Annotated in this window: 18 protein-coding genes; 14 read left to right on the top strand and 4 right to left on the bottom strand. The window is 70.2% G+C overall.

What is annotated here, in order from left to right:
• Nucleotides 1-5: 5 nt before the first annotated feature.
• The 4 genes from test1122_RS03755 to test1122_RS03740 all read left to right on the top strand — a co-directional run bounded on the left by test1122_RS03755 (nucleotide 6) and on the right by test1122_RS03740 (nucleotide 5,357).
• On the top strand, nucleotides 6-1,370 hold the full coding sequence (locus tag test1122_RS03755; RefSeq protein WP_232267724.1) for an NYN domain-containing protein: 1,365 nt from the start codon (nucleotides 6-8) through the stop codon (nucleotides 1,368-1,370).
• A gap of 278 nt (nucleotides 1,371-1,648) precedes the next feature.
• Nucleotides 1,649-2,689: a C40 family peptidase gene (locus test1122_RS03750; RefSeq protein ID WP_232267723.1), complete on the top strand. Its 1,041-nt coding sequence runs from the start codon at nucleotides 1,649-1,651 to the stop codon at nucleotides 2,687-2,689.
• A gap of 384 nt (nucleotides 2,690-3,073) precedes the next feature.
• Nucleotides 3,074-4,111: a C40 family peptidase gene (locus test1122_RS03745; RefSeq protein WP_232267722.1), complete on the top strand. Its 1,038-nt coding sequence runs from the start codon at nucleotides 3,074-3,076 to the stop codon at nucleotides 4,109-4,111.
• Between the two features lie 22 nt (nucleotides 4,112-4,133).
• A complete protein-coding gene (locus tag test1122_RS03740) occupies nucleotides 4,134-5,357 on the top strand; it encodes a hypothetical protein (RefSeq protein ID WP_232267721.1) in 1,224 nt (407 codons plus the stop codon).
• Between the two features lie 18 nt (nucleotides 5,358-5,375).
• Here the strand turns inward: test1122_RS03740 and test1122_RS03735 are convergent, their stop codons facing one another.
• Complete coding sequence (locus tag test1122_RS03735; protein ID WP_232267720.1) at nucleotides 5,376-6,620, bottom strand: glycosyltransferase 87 family protein; 1,245 nt, start codon at nucleotides 6,618-6,620, stop codon at nucleotides 5,376-5,378.
• Nucleotides 6,621-6,683: 63 nt separating this feature from the next.
• On the opposite strand from test1122_RS03735, the gene test1122_RS03730 reads away from it, so the two are divergent.
• Nucleotides 6,684-7,832 (top strand): glycosyltransferase family 4 protein, encoded by a 1,149-nt coding sequence (locus test1122_RS03730; protein ID WP_232271748.1) that lies wholly within the window; start codon nucleotides 6,684-6,686, stop codon nucleotides 7,830-7,832.
• Nucleotides 7,833-8,027: 195 nt separating this feature from the next.
• Here the strand turns inward: test1122_RS03730 and test1122_RS03725 are convergent, their stop codons facing one another.
• Nucleotides 8,028-9,827: an AMP-dependent synthetase/ligase gene (locus test1122_RS03725; RefSeq protein WP_232267719.1), complete on the bottom strand. Its 1,800-nt coding sequence runs from the start codon at nucleotides 9,825-9,827 to the stop codon at nucleotides 8,028-8,030.
• Between the two features lie 268 nt (nucleotides 9,828-10,095).
• Between test1122_RS03725 and test1122_RS03720 the strand changes: the two genes are divergently transcribed.
• The 6 genes from test1122_RS03720 (at nucleotide 10,096) to test1122_RS03695 (ending at nucleotide 14,945) form a co-directional block, all read left to right on the top strand.
• Nucleotides 10,096-10,866, top strand: coding sequence for a metallophosphoesterase family protein (locus tag test1122_RS03720; protein WP_232267718.1), 771 nt, complete (start codon nucleotides 10,096-10,098; stop codon nucleotides 10,864-10,866).
• A gap of 75 nt (nucleotides 10,867-10,941) precedes the next feature.
• Nucleotides 10,942-11,400 (top strand): SRPBCC family protein, encoded by a 459-nt coding sequence (locus test1122_RS03715; protein ID WP_232267717.1) that lies wholly within the window; start codon nucleotides 10,942-10,944, stop codon nucleotides 11,398-11,400.
• Nucleotides 11,401-11,416: 16 nt separating this feature from the next.
• A complete protein-coding gene (locus test1122_RS03710; protein ID WP_232267716.1) occupies nucleotides 11,417-12,607 on the top strand; it encodes an ArsA family ATPase in 1,191 nt (396 codons plus the stop codon).
• Between the two features lie 46 nt (nucleotides 12,608-12,653).
• On the top strand, nucleotides 12,654-13,136 hold the full coding sequence (locus test1122_RS03705; protein ID WP_232267715.1) for a DUF5304 family protein: 483 nt from the start codon (nucleotides 12,654-12,656) through the stop codon (nucleotides 13,134-13,136).
• A gap of 85 nt (nucleotides 13,137-13,221) precedes the next feature.
• Entirely contained in the window at nucleotides 13,222-14,163 is a 942-nt protein-coding gene (locus test1122_RS03700) for an ROK family glucokinase (RefSeq protein ID WP_232267714.1), read from the top strand.
• Between the two features lie 17 nt (nucleotides 14,164-14,180).
• Complete coding sequence (locus tag test1122_RS03695) at nucleotides 14,181-14,945, top strand: endonuclease/exonuclease/phosphatase family protein (protein ID WP_232267713.1); 765 nt, start codon at nucleotides 14,181-14,183, stop codon at nucleotides 14,943-14,945.
• A gap of 175 nt (nucleotides 14,946-15,120) precedes the next feature.
• Here the strand turns inward: test1122_RS03695 and test1122_RS03690 are convergent, their stop codons facing one another.
• Together test1122_RS03690 and test1122_RS03685 are read right to left on the bottom strand one after the other, a co-directional pair.
• The gene (locus test1122_RS03690; RefSeq protein WP_232267712.1) at nucleotides 15,121-15,789 is read right to left on the bottom strand and encodes a hypothetical protein; all 669 of its coding nucleotides are present in this window, start codon (nucleotides 15,787-15,789) and stop codon (nucleotides 15,121-15,123) included.
• Nucleotides 15,776-16,546: an alpha/beta hydrolase gene (locus test1122_RS03685; RefSeq protein WP_232267711.1), complete on the bottom strand. Its 771-nt coding sequence runs from the start codon at nucleotides 16,544-16,546 to the stop codon at nucleotides 15,776-15,778. Before test1122_RS03685 ends, test1122_RS03690 begins: the two co-directional genes overlap by 14 nt.
• A gap of 201 nt (nucleotides 16,547-16,747) precedes the next feature.
• Between test1122_RS03685 and test1122_RS03680 the strand changes: the two genes are divergently transcribed.
• The 3 genes from test1122_RS03680 to test1122_RS03670 are packed head-to-tail and all read left to right on the top strand — an operon-like array spanning nucleotide 16,748 to nucleotide 19,373.
• Entirely contained in the window at nucleotides 16,748-17,491 is a 744-nt protein-coding gene (locus tag test1122_RS03680; RefSeq protein WP_232267710.1) for a lysophospholipid acyltransferase family protein, read from the top strand.
• A gap of 60 nt (nucleotides 17,492-17,551) precedes the next feature.
• The gene (macS, locus tag test1122_RS03675) at nucleotides 17,552-18,709 is read left to right on the top strand and encodes a MacS family sensor histidine kinase (RefSeq protein WP_422396922.1); all 1,158 of its coding nucleotides are present in this window, start codon (nucleotides 17,552-17,554) and stop codon (nucleotides 18,707-18,709) included.
• A complete protein-coding gene (locus test1122_RS03670) occupies nucleotides 18,702-19,373 on the top strand; it encodes a response regulator (RefSeq protein WP_232267709.1) in 672 nt (223 codons plus the stop codon). The genes macS and test1122_RS03670 overlap by 8 nt, the downstream gene beginning before the upstream one ends.
• Nucleotides 19,374-19,410 lie beyond the last annotated feature (37 nt).

Genomic DNA, 19,410 nt, shown 5'->3' with positions numbered 1-19,410 from the left:
GAGCCGTGGAGGAACGGACGGGCGGTGAGCCGGAGGCCGAGCGGCCGGGTGGCGGCGCCGACGAGGCGCTCGACCGTCCGCTGCCGGAGCGGGTACGGCGCCGAGTGGTGGCGTTCACCGGGGATGCGATCGGTGGGCTGACCATCGCGGAACTTCCCGCTCCGCTGCGGCAGTACGCCCGTTTTACCCCGACCCGCCGAGCCAAGTACGGCGGCAACGCGATGGCGGCGGCGCTGGAGAGCGACACGGTGTTCCGGCAGCGTATCGCCGGGCGGCTGCGTGAGCTGGAGCCCGAGCTGGCCGAGGCGATCGAGGGTGGCACACCCCCGGCGGCCGCGGACCCGGTGGAGGTGGCCGCGGCCGCCTATGTGCTGCGGCCCGAGGGCTGGGTCAAGCTGGTGGCCGCTGCGGGCGAGGAGGCGCAGCGGGCGCAGGCCCAGCGGGCGGGTGAGGAGGCCGAGCGTGAACTGGCACGGCTGCGCGAGGAGCTGGCGCAGGCGCGGGCCACGGCCCGCAGCGAGGCCGAGCGGGCTCGTACGGATCTTGAGGCGGCCCGCAAGGAAGCGGAGGCGCTGCACCGGAAGCTGCGCAGCGCGCTGAGCGATGTGAAGCGCGGCGAGGCGGCGGTACGCAAGGTACGCGCCGAGCTGGCGGAGTTCCGGTCACAGGCGGCGGCGCGCAAGACGGCCGCCGACAGCGAGGCGCGGCGGCTGAAGGCGCGGCTGGCGGAGGCGGAGTCCGCGCTGGAGGCGAGCCGCCGGGCGGTGCGCGAGGGGCGCAGTGTCGAGGACATGCGGGTCCGGCTGCTGCTGGACACCGTGCTGGACGCGGCCCAGGGGCTCCGCCGGGAGCTGGCTCTGCCACCCGCGATGCAGCATCCGGCCGACACCGTCGACGCTGTTGAACCAGGACATTTGACGCCGAAGGATATCGCGCACCGCGCGCTTTCGGAAGAAGACCCGGCGCTGCTCGATCAGTTGCTGGCGCTGCCTCAGGCGCACCTGGTGGTGGACGGTTACAACGTCACTAAAACGGGTTATCCTTCGCTGCCGCTGGAGAAGCAGCGGCTGCGGCTGCTCGGTGGCCTCGCGGTGCTGGCGGCGCAGTCGGGCGCGGAGATGACCTGTGTTTTCGACGGTGCCGAACTGGACTCGCCGGTACTGCTGGCGCCACCTCGGGGCGTAAGGGTCCTTTTCAGCAAACCGGGGCAGACTGCCGATGAGTTGATCCGTCAGCTGGTGCGCGCGGAGCCCCAGGGGCGCCCGATTGTGGTGGTTTCAACCGATCGGGAAGTCGCCGACGGGGTGGCCGAAGCGGGAGCGCGCCCAGTGGCATCCGCCCTTCTGCTCAAACGACTTGCGCGGACCTGAATCTCCTCGGTGGCGCAGCCGGCGGCACACAGAGCGTCAAGTTGCTGTTGCTGCGTGTGTGACGTTGGTAAAGGATCCGCTTGCGCAATGAGATTTTTCCTATGAGGATTTGAAGCGACTGGTGGCGACTGACTAAGGTCAGGCCCCGAACCTTCGCGCGGTTGTTCACTCATCCGGGGTGGCAGCGGAGGTACCGCCGTATCCGCGGCGCTCACGCGGAGCCGGGGCACAGACCCCCACCACCCGGCAGGCGGCTGAGGAAGAAGGAGCTCGCCCCAGTGGCGTCCCACCGTCGTCCCAAGCAGCCGAGCCGCACCCGCACGACCGTGCTCACCGCGACCGCGGCGGCCGCTGTCGCCATGTCCACCCACGCGGCACAGGCCGATCCCACGCCAGACCCCAACAAAAAGGGCGTCAAGGCGGAGATCGACCGGCTGCATGAAGAAGCGACTCAGGCGACTGAGAAGTACAACGGCGCCAACGAGAAGCAGAAGAAGCTGCAGAAACAGGTCGACCGGCTGCAGGACACCGTGGCCCGTGGCCAGGGTGAACTGAACGAACTGCGCAACGGTCTGGGCTCGATGGCGACCGCGCAGTACCGCAGCGGTGGCCTCGATCCGTCGATGCAGCTCTTCCTCTCCTCCGACCCGGATGAGTACCTGGCCAAGGCGGCCACACTCGACCAGCTCAGCAACAAGCAGCTCGGTGAGCTCAAGAAGATCCAGGCGAAGCACCGCACGCTGGAACAGCAGCGCGGGGACGCCGCCGGGAAGCTCAAGGAGCTCGCGGACACCCGCGAGGAGCTGGCCAGTAAGAAGAAGGAGATCCAGGGCAAGCTCGCCAAGGCCCAGAAGCTCCTCAACACCCTGAACGCCAAGGAGCGGGCGGCGCTGGCCGCCGAGGAGGAGCGCGCCAACCGGGCCAGCGAGCGCACCAACCTCGGCAATGAGGCCAGCGCCTCGCAGCGCGCCGCGGCCGCCCTCAACGCGGCCAAGACCAGGGTCGGTATGCCCTATGTCTGGGGCGCCACCGGCCCCAACTCCTTCGACTGCTCCGGACTGACCTCCTGGGCCTACAACCAGGCGGGGGTCTCCATCCCGCGTACCTCGCAGGCCCAGGCCAACGCCGGTACCCGGATCAACTCCATGAGCGCTTTGCGCCCCGGTGACCTCGTCCTGCTCCGCAGCGACCTCAGCCATGTCGGCTTCTACGCGGGCAATGGGCAGATGCTGCACGCCCCGAAGCCCGGCGCCAGCGTCCGCTATGAGTCGATCAGCGGCAGCGGCATGCCTTTCATGTGGGGCGTCCGCATCGGGTGAACCCCCGTAACGGGGTGGGCGTTTCGGCTGTGGCTGGGGTCGGTGGTGGGTTGCCTTGCGGGGTTGATCCAGGTGCCCTGTTGCGGGGTGGGCGTTTTGTGTGGTTGGGGTGGGTGATGGGTTGCTTTTGCGGGGTTGGGCTTTCCCTGGTGGAGCTGTGGGGTTGAGGGGCGCCGCTCGGGGTTGATGTGGGGGGTTGCGCTCGTCTGTTTGGGTGATTCGGGGCGGCTGCGACTGGCTGCTGTCCTGCCGGTGACCTGCGTCTGAGGTGGGGCGTCACGGACCGTACCCCTGATGGTTCTTGGACCGGCTGTGATCGCAGGGCTACTGTCTGCGGGCGCAGTTCCCGGTAGGGGAGCGTCAGCGGAAGGAGCGTGGCCATTCGTGGTGTCGCACCGTTCTCATCGAGGAAGTCCACAGCCCGGCCTCGGCCGAGGAGCGCGGGTCACCGTACTGTCGGCCGCCGCGGGCGCCGCCGCCGCGATGACCGCCGCCCCGGTGGGCGCCGAACCTGGGGAGCCCTCCACCGCCACCTTGAACGCCCGGGTGGACCGGCTCTACGAGCAGGCGGAGCGGGCCACCGAGAAGTACAACGCGGCCGCCGAGCGGGTGGCCAGGCTCCGCGGTCAGGCCGAGCGTGCCCAGGACCGCACCGCACGGGGCCAGTCCGAGGTCAACCGGATGCGCGAGGCGCTGGCCTCCATGGCGGGGGCACAGTATCGCTCCGGGGGAGTGGACCCCACCCTCGCGCTGATGCTCTCCGAGGACCCGGACAACTATCTGAACAAGGCCGCCGCCCTTGACCGGATCAGCAGCCGCCAGTCCGGCAAGCTGCGGGAACTCCAGCGTGCCCAGCGCTTCCTGGGCCAGGAGCGCACCGAGGCCGCGCAGAAGCTTGTTCAACTGGAGGAACAGCGCAAGGAGCTCAAAAAGCATAAGAAGTCCGTACAGCGCAAACTGCGCGCCGCCCAGCGGCTGCTCAACCAGCTGGCGCCCGAAGAGCGGGAGGAGCGGCAACGAGCCTCCCGCCAGGGCGACCGCTCGGCACCGGAGCTCGCCGGTACCGGTGCCCCCTCCGCGCGGGCCGCTGTCGCCGTGGGCGCCGCCCAGCGGGCGCTCGGTTCGCCCTACGCGTGGGGCCAGGCGGGGCCGCACGGCTTCGACTGCTCCGGGCTGACCCAGTGGGCGTACCAGCGGGCGGGTGTCTCGCTTCCCCGTACCTCACAGGCGCAGGCGTACGCCGGACAGCGGGTGCCGATGTCCCAGGCCCGCCCGGGCGATCTGGTGGTCTACCGGGGTGATGCCAGCCATATCGCGATGTACGTGGGCAACGGCCGGGTCATCCACTCGCCTTACCCCGGTGCCCGGGTGCGCTACGACCCCGTCAATATGATGCCGGTCAACACGGTTACCCGGCCCTGAACCTGGCCGTACGATCACGTATGTGGCGCGACTGCGGAGCCGATGGGCGCGGCCGCCGGCGGCGCTCTGCCTGGTGGCCGCCCTTGTGCTGCCTGTCGCCTGCTCCTCGTCGGCCGGATACGGAAGCCCGGTCCGCCCACAGCTCCAGCAGCTGCTGGACCGGCAGGCGGAGGCGGTCCTCGGTTCGGACGAGGACGCCTACCTGGACACCGTCGATCCACGGGCGCCCGGCTATCGGGCAGCCCAGCGGAAGGTGTTCGGCAATCTTCGCAAACTGCCCATCGCCAAGTGGTCTTATCGCATCACCGGCATTGAGCGGCGGGAGAGAGACGCTCAGCGGGTCACGGTCCGTGCCGAGCTGAGCTACCGGCTGCGGGGCTATGACCGTGGCTCGCTGACCGACGAGGAGCGGCTGGTCCTCACCGAGCGGGGCGGACGCTGGTATGTCTCGGCCGAACGCGCGGGCGGCGCCCGGCAGCTGTGGGAGCAGGGGAAGCTCACCGCCGTGCGGGGCGAGCACAGCCTGGTGCTCGGCGTGGGCCGCGCTCGGGACACACTGCGGGGACTGGCTGAGGACGCCGACCTGGCGGTGCCCGCCGTTGACGGGGTGTGGCCGCGGGACTGGCCAGGGCGCGTGGTGGTGATGGCGCCCGCCACGGTGGAGCGCATGGCCGAGCTGCTGTCCGCACCGCCCGCCAACTACCAGGGCATCGCGGCCGTCACCACCGGAGAGGCAGGGGCGGCTGAGGAGCCGACGGCGGAGCGGATCGTCATCAACCCCGGGGCGTACGGAACGCTGAGCGATGCCGGGCGGCGGATCGTGATGACCCATGAGGCCACCCATGTCGCCACCCGTGCCCACACCACGGACGCCACTCCGCTATGGCTCTCCGAGGGCTTCGCCGACTGGGCCGGTTACCAGGGCACCGACCGCCCGGTCCGCCGGTCCGCCCCCGCGCTGCTGCGCGCCCTGGACGGCGGCGGCCTCCCCGGGCGGCTGCCCAGTGACGCCGATTTCGCCTTCGACGGCTCGCCTGAACGGCTGGCACGCGCCTACGAGGGCGCTTGGCTCGCCTGCCGGATGATCGCCCGGCACTGGGGCGAGACCAAGCTCACCGAGCTGTATCTGGCGGCGGCCCGTGGCGACTCCGGCGGCCAGGACGCGGTCCTGCGGGACGTACTGGGCATGGGTGAGCGGGAGTTCACCGCTCGCTGGCGCTCCTACGTCCAGCGGCAGCTCGGCTGAGTCACCAGGTCGGCTGAGTCACCAGGTCAGCAGGCGAGAAGTCCGCTCCCCGGGCGGTTCCGGGGCCTCGGCGTCGGCAGCGGCCGCCGCCCGGCGCCGCCCGGGCTCGGTCACCGTCGAGTGCCACAGCCCCAGAGCGGACAGCACCGAGGCGGCCACCAGCAGACCGTTGCGCACCACCATCAGCGTGATGCCCAGGGCATCGCTGGTCACCACATGGACAAACCCGAGCGGGAACTCCAGCAGCGTCACCCCGGTCGCCGCCAGCACCAGCAGCGTGGGCCGCACCTGACGGCTGGAGCGCAGCGTCATACAGACCGCGGCAAGCCCGACCAGCCACAGCATGTACTGGGGGCTGATCACCCGGCTGGTGGTGGTGAACAGCAGCACCGCGGCGAAGGCCGCGTCCGCGTAGCTGGTGGGCGTCCACTCCACGGCCCGCAGCCGCCACCACAGCAGCCAGCCGAAGGCCACCGCCGTCAGCGCCATGGAGGCGGTCGAGACGCCGGCGACATACGGGCCCAGAAACTCCATCGACCCATAGTTGAGCAGCACTTCGCCCTCCCAGCCGTAGTGCCGCGCCACATGGAAGATCAACGCACCCAGCGACTCGACCTCGATGCCCCGATCACGCTGGAAGGTGAGAAAGTTCAGCGCACCCGGCATCGTCACGGTCAGCAGCGCGGTCAGCAGCGCCGCTGTGACCACTGCCGCGCCCCAGGCCGCCCGGGCCCGTCGGCCACGCGCGATACCCAGCAGGAGCAGCGCGGGCCACACCTTCAGCAGCGCGCCGAAGGCCGCCAGCGCCCCGGCGGTACGCGGATGGCGTACGGCGGCCAGCAGCGCGCCCACGGCGACGGCCGTCACCATCAGGTCATATCGCGCGTACGCCGTCGGTCCCAGCAGCGGCACCCCGGCGACCCATACCCAGGCCCCGGCGAGGCTACGGCCGTCCCGGCGGCCCGCGCCGAGCAGGAGCGCCAGCACTACCGCGTCCGTCAGACACACCAGCGCGAAGAAGGCCGCCGGATACTCCAGGAACGGCAGCAGCGCGGGGGAGAGGATGGCGAGCGCGGCGGCCGGCGGATACTGCCAGCTGACGTCGTCCAGCGGGAAGGTGCCGGTCCTCAGCACCTCGTACCAGCCCTGGTAGATCACCGAGACATCGGAGGTGATGTCCGGCCCCGGCAGCGTGATCAGCTTGAAGACGCACAGCAGCAGCACGGTCCGGGTGGCGGCCCAGGCGGTGACGGTCAGGCGCATACCCTTGACCGTACCCGCTGGCCGATTTCCGGCCCGGTAGTGTCATGGCCGATGCACAAGCCGATGCGCAAGACGTTGATTGTCACCAATGACTTCCCGCCCCGACCCGGCGGTATCCAGGCGTTCCTGCACAGCATGGCGCTGCGGTTGGACCCCGAGCGGGTCGTCGTCTACGCCTCCACCTGGAATCGAACCGAGGAAGGCCGCGCGGCCACCGCCTGCTTCGACGCGGAGCAGCCGTTCACCGTGGTACGTGACCGCGCCACCATGCTGCTGCCGACGCCGCGGGTGACCCGCCGGGCGGTGTCCCTGCTGCGGGAACACGACTGCTCCGCGGTGTGGTTCGGGGCGGCCGCGCCGCTTGGCCTGATGGCCCCCGCGCTGCGTGGGGCGGGAGCGCGGCGGCTGGTGGCGACCACGCACGGGCATGAGGCGGGCTGGGCGCGGCTTCCGGCTGCCAGGGGGCTGCTGCGGCGGATCGGCGAGGCCGTGGACACCATGACCTATCTCGGTGAGTACACCCGCTCCCGTATCGCCGAGGCCCTTACCGCCGAGGCGGCGGCCCGGATGGTCCAACTGCCTCCGGGCGTCGATGAGAAGACCTTCCACCCGGGCTCCGGCGGCGATGTGGTGCGGGAGCGGCTCGGGCTGACCGAGCGCCCTGTGGTCGTCTGTGTCTCCCGGCTGGTGCCGCGCAAGGGGCAGGACACGCTGATCCTGGCCATGCCGCGGATACTGGCCGAGGTGCCGGACGCGGTGCTGCTGATCGTTGGCGGCGGACCGTATGAGAAGGAGCTGCGGAGGCTCGCGGCGCGGACCGGGGTGGCTGACGCGGTGCGCTTTACCGGGGCGGTGCCGTGGGAGGAGCTGCCCGCGCACTATGGCGCGGGCGATGTTTTCGCGATGCCCTGCCGGACCCGTCGGGGCGGGCTCGATGTGGAGGGGCTCGGCATCGTCTATCTGGAGGCGTCCGCCACCGGGTTGCCGGTCATCGCCGGCGATTCGGGCGGTGCGCCGGACGCGGTACTGGAGGGGGAGACCGGGTGGGTGGTGCGGGGTGGCAGTGGTGGTGCGGAGGATATCGCTGAGCGCGTTGCCGCGCTGCTCCGGGATCCGGCGCTGCGGCGGCGGATGGGGGAGCGGGGTCGGGACTGGGTCGAGGAGCGGTGGCGCTGGGACCTCCTAGCCGAACGCCTCCGGGCTCTCCTCTAGGGGTTCCCCAATTCCCGCCCCTTCCCGGAACCGGGGCTTTGCCCCGGGCCCGGGGGTGGGCGGGTGCGGGCCGGTGGGCGGTGTTGTGCCCACCCGTGCCGCCCCTCGGGCGGCCCGAGTGACCGTGGGGGTCTGGGGGCGGTAGCCCACAGTTTCGGGAAGGGGTGGTTAGGGGAAAGCCACCGCAGTTGGCGGTCAGGCGTACAGGGACTCTATTTCGGGGGCGAAGTCCTTCGCCACAACGTTCCGCTTCAGCTTCAGCGAAGGCGTAATGTGCCCCGACTCCTCGGTGAACTGCGTAGGCAGCACCTGGAACTTCCGCACCGACTCGGCCCGCGACACCGCCGCGTTACCGTCATCCACCGCCCGCTGTACGGCGGCCAGCAGATCCGCGTCGGCCAGCAGATCCGCGCGCGAGAGCCCGGACTTGCCGTGCTCCTCCGCCCAGCGGGGCAGAAACTCCTCATCCAGGGTGATCAGCGCCCCCACAAAAGGGCGCCCATCGCCGACCACCATGCACTCGGCGATCAGCGCGTGCCCACGGATACGGTCCTCGATGACCGCCGGAGCGACGTTCTTGCCGCCCGCTGTCACCAGGATCTCCTTCTTACGGCCGGTGATGGCGAGATAGCCGTCCTCGTCCAGGGTGCCGATGTCACCGGTGTGGAACCAGCCGTCGACGATGGCTTCCTTGGTCGCCGCCTCGTTGTTCCAGTAGCCGGTGAAGAGGTGATCGCCGTGCACCAGCACCTCACCGTCGTCGGCGATACGGAGGACCGATCCCGGCAGCGGCTGGCCGACTGTGCCGATCTTCTGCCGGTCCCAGGGGTTGAACGCGGTCGGCGCGCAGGTCTCCGTCAGACCGTAGCCCTCCAGCACGGTGAAGCCGATGCCCCGGTAGAAGTGGCCAAGGCGCTCGCCCAGCGGAGCGCCGCCGGAGATGGCGTGGGTGGTTCGGCCGCCGAGTACCGCGCGCAGCTTGCCGTAGACGAGCTTGTCGAAGAGCTTGTGCTTGAGCCTCAGCCCGAGCGACGGGCCTGAGCCGGTGTCCAGCGACCTGCTGTACGCGATCGCGGTATCCGCGGCCTTGTCGAAGATCTTGCCCTTGCCGTCGGCTTGTGCCTTCGCCCGCGCTGAGTTGAAGACCTTCTCAAAGACCCGGGGCACGCCCAGGATCAGGGACGGCCGGAAGCTGGCGAGGTCGTCGGTGAGATTCTGGATATCACCGACCAGGCCCAGCCGGATCGGCGCCATGACCGCCGCGTTCTGCACAAACCGCCCGAAGACATGCGCGATGGGCAGGAAGAGCAGCACCGAGCTCTCGCCTGTGCGGAACACGGGCTTGAGCCGTTCGACCACATTGCCGCAGACGGCGAAGAACGAGCGGTGGCTCAGCACACAGCCCTTGGGGCGGCCCGTGGTACCCGAGGTGTAGACGATGGTGGCCGGGGAGTCGGCGTTGGCGAGGGAACCGCGTTCGTCCAGGGCCGCGTCGGTGATCTCCGCACCGGCGGCTGACAGTCCGGCGACCGCGTCGTCCTCGATGGTCCAGATGTCCTTGAGGTCCGGCAGTCGGTCCCGTACGGACCGTAGGGCGTCGGCGTGCTCCTCGGTCTCCACGAAGGCGCCGACCACGCCCGAGTCACCCAGGATCCAGGCGATCTGCTCCGGTGAGCTGGTCTCGTACACCGGCACGGTGACCCCGCCCGCGCTCCAGACCGCGAAGTCCAGCAGCGTCCACTCATAGCGGGTGCGGGACATCAGGCCGATCCGGTCACCTGGCTGGATACCGGCGGCGATCAGTCCTTTGGCCACCGCCTGCACCTCGGACAGGAACTCGGCCGCGGTCAGATCCTGCCAGTGGGTGCCGTCCCGTGGATCCTTGCGGGCGATGACCGCGACATCGGGATGCTGAGCGGCGTTCCGGCGGATCAGATCGGTCAGGTTTCCGTCCGCGGGGACCTCGTACAGAGCCGGAAGGCTGAACTCGCGCAAGACTGCTGCTCCTCATTGGCGCCGGAACAGGGGCCGCTGTGGGTCGGCCTCCGTTGGCTCGCTCCAAGATCATCAGATCTTGACTTGGACGGCCCGGACGTTACCCACCGGTATGGCTGTCCGGATAGGGGGTGAAGCAGAGATGTTCGCTGTGTCACACGCCTGGCGTCGCGCACCCCGAACCTTAACCCAAGCGCTCCGTAACCGAGAAGTAACCGCAGGTCGACGCCCCCTCCCCGGCGGACCGCCGACGATCTAGGGTAGGCGCATGCGAGGTACGCGGATTCACGTAGTAAGTGATGTGCACGGCAACAGTCAGGACCTCGCCAAGGCTGGTGCGGGCGCGGACGCGCTGATCTGCCTGGGAGACCTGGTCCTCTTCCTCGACTACGCGGACCACTCACGCGGCATCTTCCCGGAGCTCTTCGGAGTCGAGGCCGCCGACCGCGTCGTCGCGCTGCGCACCGCCCGCCGTTTTGCGGAGGCCCGCGAGTTCTCCCGGCAACTGTGGGCGGGCGTGGACCAGGCCGCCGCGATCGACACCGCGGTGCGCCGGCAGTACGCCGAGCTCTTCGCCGCGTTCCCGACCCCGACGTACGCCACCTACGGCAATGTCGATATCCCGCAACTGTGGCCTGAATACGCCGGTCCTGGCACCACTGTCCTGGACGGGCAGACGGTGGACATCGGCGGGCTGGTCGTCGGGTTCGTCGGCGGCGGACTGCGCACTCAGATGAACACCCCGTACGAGATCGACGACGAGACCTACGCAGCGAAAGTCGCCGCCCTGGGCGAGGTCGATGTGCTGTGCTCACACATCCCGCCCGAGGTGCCCGAGCTCTGCTACGACACCGTCGCCCGCCGCTTCGAACGCGGCAGCGCGGCGCTGCTGGAGGCCATCCACGCGGTGCGCCCGCGCTATGCCCTCTTTGGCCATGTCCATCAGCCACTTGCCCAGCGGATGCGCATCGGTGTGACGGAATGCGTCAACGTTGGCCACTTCAACGCCACCGGCACCCCTTATGCCCTGGAGTGGTGACGGCTGCCCCGCGACGGCGCGGTAGCCTTCCAGCGCAAGCCAGGCGGCATACGGGTCATCGGAGGAGCCACAGCGATGGCGGAACACACCAGGTCGAGCATCACCATTGACGCGGCACCGGCCGAAGTCATGGGGGTGATTGCCGACTTCGCCCGCTATCCGGAGTGGACCGGCGAGGTCAAGGAGGCCGAGGTGGTCTCCACCGACGACCAGGGCCGCGCTGAGAAGGTCCGGCTGCTGCTGGACGCCGGGGCCATCAAGGATGAGCACACCCTCAGCTACGAGTGGGTCGGTGCCCATGAGGTCCGCTGGTCCCTGGTGAAGTCCCAGATGCTCCGCGCCCTCGACGGCTCCTATCACCTCGCCCCGCTGAGCGGCGGCGAGCGCACCGAGGTCACCTACCAGCTCACCGTCGATGTCAAGATCCCCATGCTTGGCATGATCAAGCGCAAGGCGGAGAAGGTCATCATCGACCGGGCCCTGGACGGCCTGAAGAAGCGCGTCGAATCCGGCGACGCGGCCGGCAAAGGCTGACGTGCCAGGCGCTGACGTGCCAGCCGCTGACGTGCCGGACGAAGACCCCGCCAGAGCCCAACCGCCGCGCACGGTCCTGGTCACCGGAGCGGCCGGTGCCGGCCGGACGACCGTGGCCGCCGCGACAGCCCAGGCGGCAGCCGAGCACGGTCGGCGCACCGTGCTGCTCAGCGCGGACCGGAAGGGTGCGGCGGAGTTGGCCGCCCCGGAGCTCCCGGTCATCCATATCGACTCCGGCGAGCACTTCCGTAGCCAGGCCGCCGCACTGCAGGAACGCAGCCAGGGTGCGCTGGACATGCTCGGGGCACGGCCCCTCGACACCGATGAGCTGACCGAGCTGCCGGGCGCGGAGGCCTTCGCCACGCTGCACGCGCTGCGCAGCGCTTACGAGAACGGGGCGTGGGAGACGGTCGTAGTCGACCTGCCGCCCGTCCAGGACGCCATCCGGCTGCTCGGGCTGCCCGAGCAGCTGCGCCGGTACCTCCAGCGGCTCGTGCCCGCCGAGCGGCAGGCGGCCCGGGCCCTGCGCCCGGTGCTGGCGCAGCTGGCCGGGGTACCGATGCCCGCGCGGTGGCTGTACGAGACCGCCGAGCGGTGGCAGCGGGAGCTGGCCGCCGTACAGCGCGTCATCGAAGCCCCCGGCACCTCGGTACGGCTGGTCGTCGACCCGGGACCGGCCACCGCCCGGACGGTGGACAGCGCCCGCGCCGGGCTCGCCCTGCACGGCTTGCCGCTCGATGTGGTCATCGCCAACCGGACGCTGCCGACCGGCTCCTGCGATCCCTGGCTGGCCGGGTTCTCCGGCGAGCAGCAGACCGCCTGCAAGGAGATACGGGACGCCCTGGGCCCCGTACCGCTCCGGGAGCTGCCGAATCTGGGCCGGGCGCCGCGTGACGCCGCCGAGCTGGCGGGGCTGGGCGCACCCGTACCCGGCGCCCCGGCGGCCCGTCCCGTGCCATGGGTCGAGGACCGGCTCGCCCAGGACGCGGAGCTGGTCTGGCGGCTGCCGCTGCCCGGGGCGGTCAAGGAACAGCTCTCCCTGGTACGGCGCGGGGACGAAGTGATCGTCACCGCTGGGCCGTTCCGGCGGGCGCTGCCGCTGGACGGGGCGCTGCGGCGGTGTACCGTCGCCGGGGCGCGGCTGGCCGAGGGGGAGCTGGCGGTCCGCTTCGTCCCGGACCCCGGTCTGTGGCCGGTGCCCCGGTGACCGGTAGGGTCAGAGGAAAGCTCTCTCGCCTCCGCAGGAGTCAGCTATGAGCGATGCCACTGAGCCGGAAGCCGACGCCTGGGCCGCCGCCTGTGCCGAGGACCTCGCTGCCGAGCAGGCACGCCGCCGCGAGCAGTACGGTGCCCCGCCCGGCAGCGCGGGCGAGGAGTTGCGCAAGCTCGTGGACACCGTCGCCGAGAAGCTCGCCGACATCGCCGGACCGCTGACTGGAGCCGCCGGGAAGGCGGCCGGGCAGGCCGCCGCGGAAAACGCCGAGAAGCTGGCCCGGCAGCTGGCCGAGGACGCCAAGTCGGTCGCGCAGCCGTTCGTCGAGCGCAACCCCGAGGTCTTCGGGCACCTCGCCGCCGCCGGCTCCGAGCTGCTCGCCGCCTACCGCGCCGCCGTCGAGGGACATGAGCAGCGCTGGACCAAGGACGAAGCACGCCGGGCGCCGGAGCCCCGGGAACCGCGGGACCAGGGCGACGACGGTGATGGCCCTTCCGGGTCGGAACGGATCGATCTGGACTGAGCGTCGGACGCCACCGGCCGCCCAGGCCCATACCCCTCCGGTACGGTTAAGCACAGCGGGGCTCGACCGAATAACTGAGGGACACATGGGACTCACCATCGGCGTCGACATCGGCGGCACAAAGATCGCGGCTGGCGTGGTCGACGAGGAGGGATCGATCCTCGAGACCTGCAAGGTGCCGACTCCGCACACCGCTGAGGGCGTCGTGGACGCCATCGCGGACGCGGTCCGTACGGTCAGCGCTGAGCACGAGGTCGAGGCGGTCGGCATCGGCGCCGCCGGATATGTGGACGACAAGCGCGCCACGGTGCTCTTCGCGCCCAATATCGACTGGCGGAACGAAGCACTCAAGGACAAGGTCGAGCAGCGCGTCGGGCTGCCCGTCATCGTCGAGAACGACGCCAACGCCGCGGCCTGGGGCGAGTACCGCTTCGGCGCGGGGTCGGGCCACGACGACGTCGTATGCATCACGCTCGGCACCGGTCTGGGCGGCGGCATCATCATCGGCGGCAAGCTGCACCGCGGCCGCTTCGGTGTCGCCGCTGAGTTCGGCCATATCCGGGTCGTCCCGGACGGCCTGCTGTGCGGCTGCGGCAGCCAGGGCTGCTGGGAGCAGTACGCCTCCGGGCGCGCGCTGGTTCGCTACGCCCGGCAGCGCGCCGCCGCCACCCCCGAAGCCGCCGGGATTCTGCTGTCCTTCGGTGACGGCACCCCCGGGGGCATCCAGGGCAAGCACGTCAGCCAGGCCGCCCGCCAGGGCGACCCGGTCGCCGTCGACTCCTTCCGCGAGCTGGCCCGCTGGGCGGGCGCGGGCCTGGCCGACCTGGCCACGCTGTTCGACCCGTCCGCCTTTATCGTCGGCGGCGGCGTCTCGGACGAGGGTGATCTGGTCCTCGACCCGATCCGTAAGTCCTTCCGCCGCTGGCTCGTCGGCAGCCAGTGGCGCCCGCACGCCCAGGTGCTCGGTGCCCAACTCGGCGGTAAGGCCGGACTAGTTGGTGCGGCCGACCTCGCACGACAGGGCTGAGCCCCTAACGTAAGAGCATGACGACGCTCGCGGACCTGCCCGCATCTCGCACCGATGCCGATGGTTCCGCCGTGGTCCGCCTGCTCAGCTACAACATCCGCTCCATGCGGGACGATGTGGGGGCGCTCGTCCGGATCATCCGGGCGTGCGCCCCCGATGTCGTCTGTGTTCAGGAGGCGCCGCGGTTTTTCCGCTGGCGCAAGCATGCGGCCCGGCTCGCCCGGCTCTCCGAACTCGTCTATGTCACCGGCGGCGCCACCGCCAATGGGACGATGATCCTGTCCTCACTGCGCGCCACGATCGAGCGCACCCAGGATGTGCTGCTGCCCCAGACCCCCGGACTGCACCGCCGCGGTTTCGCCACCGCCGTCCTGCGCTTCGGCGACACTGCTCGGCTCTCGGTCATCAGTTGCCATCTGAGCCTGTCGGAGGATGAGCGCTACGCCCAGGCGGGCATGCTGCTGGACCGGCTGGCGGCGACCGACCCGCTGTGTGCGGTGGCCGCCGGGGACCTCAACGAACCCCCGGGCGGCCGTTCCTTCACACGCCTCACGGCCGGGCTCCAGGACGGCTGGGCGGTCAAGCCCTGGGGCGCTGAACACACCTCGGAGCCGGTCAGACCCCATCAGCGTATTGACGCGGTCCTCGCCAAACCCCCGCTTGAGGTCCTGGGCTGTGGTGTGCCCATCGGACTGCCGGGCATCACCTGGCCCGACCTCCGCGCGGCGACCGACCACCTTCCGGTCCTGGCCGCGCTGCGGATCCCCGCCGGGAGTCCGTAGCGATCAGACCACCGGTCAGCAGTGCCACGGCGCTGAAGATCAGCAATAGTTCCAGCATGCTCTTTCCCCCATGAGTCAGTCGTTGGTCAGTGGTGCCGACTGAGGGAATGGTCGCGCGTCGCCGGGGCCGGGCGCATTGCCCGATCCCGGCAGTGAACGGCGGCCGCGAGCTGCCCTATACGACCGCGCCTCTGCCCGGATCCCCGAAATCGTCGTCATCCCGGTCGTCCCGCATACGGGCGATCAGTGTGCCGAAGCCGCCCAGGAAACCGCCGATGCCCAGGGTGGTGATCCACCAGGTCATCTCCTGCTGGAAGAGGACCGTGCCGAAGAGCAGGGCTGGACCGCCGAGGACGGCGAGCCAGGCGAACTTGGTGACGGCGTCGGTCTGCGGAAGCGGCGGGGGCTCCGGGGGGATGAAGCGATCCTCATCCTCAGGCGGCTCCGGGGGCTCCCAGTCACGCGGGCCCGTGCCGGCGGCGTAGACCGTAAGACTGTGCGGCGGCTTGTCGCCCTTGTCGGCCTCTGGCGCGCTCTCTTCGTCTCCGTCCGGTTCCCGCTCCCGCTCGGCACCGGGCTTGGTCAGAATGTCCCCGTCCGGCTCCGGCTCCGGCTTTGCGTCCGCCTCATCCGCCCCGGTCTCGGCCGGCTCTGTGCGCTCCTCCTCGGATCCCCTGGATTCCCTGGACTTCTTGGGCTCCCTGGGCTCCTCGGGTCCGCCCTTCGGCCACACCCCTGGCGGTTCCGGCGGTTCCTCGCCATACGCGGCGACGATCTGGGCCCAGGCGGCCTCCTCGTCAAGGGGCTCCCGGCCGTCGCCGCGGTCGTGCTCACGCTCCGTCACGTGCCGTCTTCCTCGCTGCCAGGCGGGTGATGAATCCATACGAGTCCGCGAAGATCTGCTCCGCGTCGTGATCCAGTGTGGCTACGTGGTAGCTGTGCTCCAAAACCGTTTCCGTCACATCGGTGGACGACACCGAGCTGAGCACCACCGCTGAGTCGGTCGGCGGCACCACATGGTCAACCCTGCTGCGCAGCACCAGCAGGGGCTGGGTGACCTGCGGCAGCTCGGTGCGAACCAGCCGGAAGAAGTTCCGCAGGGAGTACGCGGCGTGCAGCGGCACCCGCTCGTAGCCGACCTCGTTGCTGCCGCCCTTGGCGATATCGCTCGCGATGCCCTTCGACGACCGCAGCAGATGGCGTGCCACGGGCAGCGCGAGACCCTCCAGCCGGGGGAAGGTGATCCCCGGGTTGACCACTGTGACCCCGGTCACCGCGTCGCCGTGCCTGGCGGCCAGCCGCAGCGCGAGGGCGCCCCCCATGGACAGCCCGCAGACGAAGACCTGCGCACAGCGCTCGCTCAGCGTGCGCAGCTCGCGGTCCACCGTCGCGTACCAGTCCTGCCAGCCGGTGAGCTGCAGGTCCTGCCAGCAGGTGCCATGGCCGGGCAGCAGTGGCAGCGAGACGGTCAGGCCCTGGTCGGCGAGATACCGCGCCCAGGGGCGCAGCGACTGGGGCGAGCCGGTGAAGCCGTGACAGAGCAGGACGCCGATCTCTGAGCCTTCATGGTGCATAGGCTCGCACCCGGGTAGCAGCGGCACCGTGAGTCTCCATTCGGGACGGACGCGTAACGGGGTGCCGCCAACCCTACGCGTGCGCTCTGTCACCGGGTAGCCCGGACAGCAGGACCGGGGAACCGCCGCAGCCGGGCGGCGCCCCCGGCTGCGGGGGACTGGCGCGGCTGGGGGAGATAAGGTTCTGCACGTCAGACACAGGAGGTTCCTCGGTTGTTGTACGGCGCTATGAAGCTTTCCATCGGAGGGTCGCTGAAGCTTGCCTTCCGGCCCTGGGTGGAAGGGCTGGAGAACATTCCGGCCGAGGGACCGGCCATCCTGGCCAGTAATCATCTGTCCTTCTCCGACTCCTTCTTCCTGCCCGCTGTCCTTGAGCGGAAGGTCACCTTCGTGGCGAAGGCGGAGTACTTCACCTCACCGGGGGTGAAGGGCAAGCTGACGGCCGCCTTCTTCAAGGGCGTCGGCCAGCTCCCGGTGGACCGCTCGGGCGCGCGCGGCGCGGCGGAGGCGGCGATCAAGAGCGCTGTCGATGTGCTGGAGCGCGGCGAGCTCTTCGGTATCTACCCGGAGGGCACCCGTTCCCCGGATGGGCGTCTCTACCGTGGCAAGCCGGGTGGTCTGGCGCGGATCGCGCTGGCCACCGGAGTGCCGGTCATCCCGGTCGCGATGATCGACACCGAGAAGATCCAGCCACCGGGGAAGGTCGTTCCCAAGCTGATGCGCCCCGGCATCCGGATCGGTAAGCCGCTGGACTTCAGCCGCTATCACGGCATGGACGGTGACCGTTTCATCCAGCGTTCGCTGACCGATGAGGTCATGTACGAAATCATGAAGCTCTCCGGCCAGGAGTACGTCGATATGTACGCGACCGCCGCCAAGCGGCAGATCGCGGAGGCGGCGAAGCAGAAGGCCGAGGACGAGAAGCAGGAGAAGCACCAGAAGCAGGAGAAGCAGGACAAGAAGGCGGCGTAGCCCGCCACCGGGGATCAGGGGGAGATGATGGCGCTCAGAGCGCCGCAGGGGCCGCAGAGAATGTCCGTTGAGCAGCCGCTGTGGCGGGCGCTTGCCGGGTACCGGGTGCTGACCCTCTGCTATGCGGTGACCGTGTTCGGCTACAACTACGGCGCGTACGAGCGCCCCGTCCCCGGCGGTGTCTTTCTGGCCTTTCTCGCCGTCTGGACCTTCGCGACCCTCGGCAAGGTCTCCGCGGCCGACCGCTGCACCCCGCGCTTCCTCGCCGGTGACATCACCATCGCCGTCACCGGCATCCTGATCAGCCCGCTCGTCGACGTCCATGCCAGGGTCGGCCCGACCCTGCCGTCCATCTGGGTCGCCGGCGCCGTGCTGGCCTTCGCGATCAAGGGCGGCTGGCGCTGGGCGGCCGGGGCCTCACTGATCATCGGGATCGCCAACATTGTGGAGCGCGGCGCGTTCTCCCGCGACACCATCCACAACATACTGCTGGTGACCGTGGCCAGCATCGGCATCGGCTATGTCGTCGAGGTGGCGCGGGCCAGTGAGCGCACCCTCGCCGAAGCGCTGCGGATCGACGCGGCCACCCGGGAGCGGGAGCGGCTGGCCCGCGATATCCACGACAGCGTCCTCCAGGTGCTGGCCATGGTGCAGCGCCGGGGCACCGCGATCGGTGGTGAGGCGGCCGAGCTGGGACGGCTCGCGGGGGAACAGGAAGTGGCGCTGCGGGCGCTGGTCTCCAGCGGCGTGGTGCCCGAACCCCGTGCCACATCCGCCGCCGAGGTGATCAGTACACTCTCGTCCACCGCTGAGCCGGCCACCGACGCGCGGAGTGATCTGCGGTCACTGCTCGCCGCCCAGTCCGGGCGCGGCGTGACCTTTGTGGAGCCGGGCGCTCCGGTGCTGCTGGCGACGGGCAAGGCCCAGGAACTGGCGGCCGCGGTCGGCGCGGCACTGGACAATGTCCGCAAGCACGCGGGCGAGGGCGCGCAGGCGTGGGTCCTGCTGGAGGACGAGCCGGACGCGGTGCTGGTGACCGTGCGGGACGACGGCCCCGGCATTCCCGCTGGACGGCTCGCGGCCGCCGAGGCCGAAGGCCGGATGGGCGTATCGCTGTCCATCCGGGGCCGCCTGCGGGAGCTGGGCGGCAGTGCGGAGCTGGTGTCGATTCCGGGGCAGGGTACGGAAGTCGAGTTGAAGGTGCCGAAAGATGACTGATGCGCGGGCCGTGCGGGTGATGGTCGTCGATGACCATCCGATGTGGCGTGACGCGGTCGCCCGCGATCTGGCGGGGGCCGGTTTTGATGTGGTGGCGACCGCCGGAGACGGCCCGCAGGCGGTGCGCCGCGCGGAGGCCACCACGCCCGATGTCCTGGTGCTCGACCTCAATCTGCCCGGACTGCCCGGCGTTGAGGTCTGCAAACGGCTGGTGGGAGAGGGTTCCACGCTACGGGTGCTGGTGCTCTCGGCCAGCGGCGAGCACGCCGATGTGCTGGAGGCGGTGAAGTCCGGGGCCACCGGCTATCTGGTCAAGTCGGCCAGCACGGAGGAGCTGATCGAAGCGGTCCGCAGCACCGCCGCCGGGGACCCGGTATTCACTCCGGGGCTGGCCGGACTGGTGCTGGGGGAGTACCGGCGGCTCGCCGGGCAACCGGCCTCGCGGACCGCCGATGAGCCCGCCGCCCCACAGCTCACCGAGCGGGAGACCGAGGTGCTGCGGCTGGTGGCGAAGGGGCTCTCGTACAAGGAGATCGCCGAACGGCTGGTCATCTCCCACCGCACCGTGCAGAACCATGTCCAGAACACCCTGGGCAAGCTCCAGCTGCACAACCGGGTGGAGCTGGTGCGCTACGCCATAGAGCGTGGATTGGACGACGCGTGAGGCACCCCTGACGTACCGTGGTCGGGTTGGGTCCTGT

The organism is Streptomyces gobiensis, assembly GCF_021216675.1.
GTDB lineage: Bacteria > Actinomycetota > Actinomycetes > Streptomycetales > Streptomycetaceae > Streptomyces > Streptomyces gobiensis.
The sequence above is the reverse complement of the archived record's forward strand: the minus strand, read 5'-3'. Positions and strand labels throughout refer to the sequence as shown.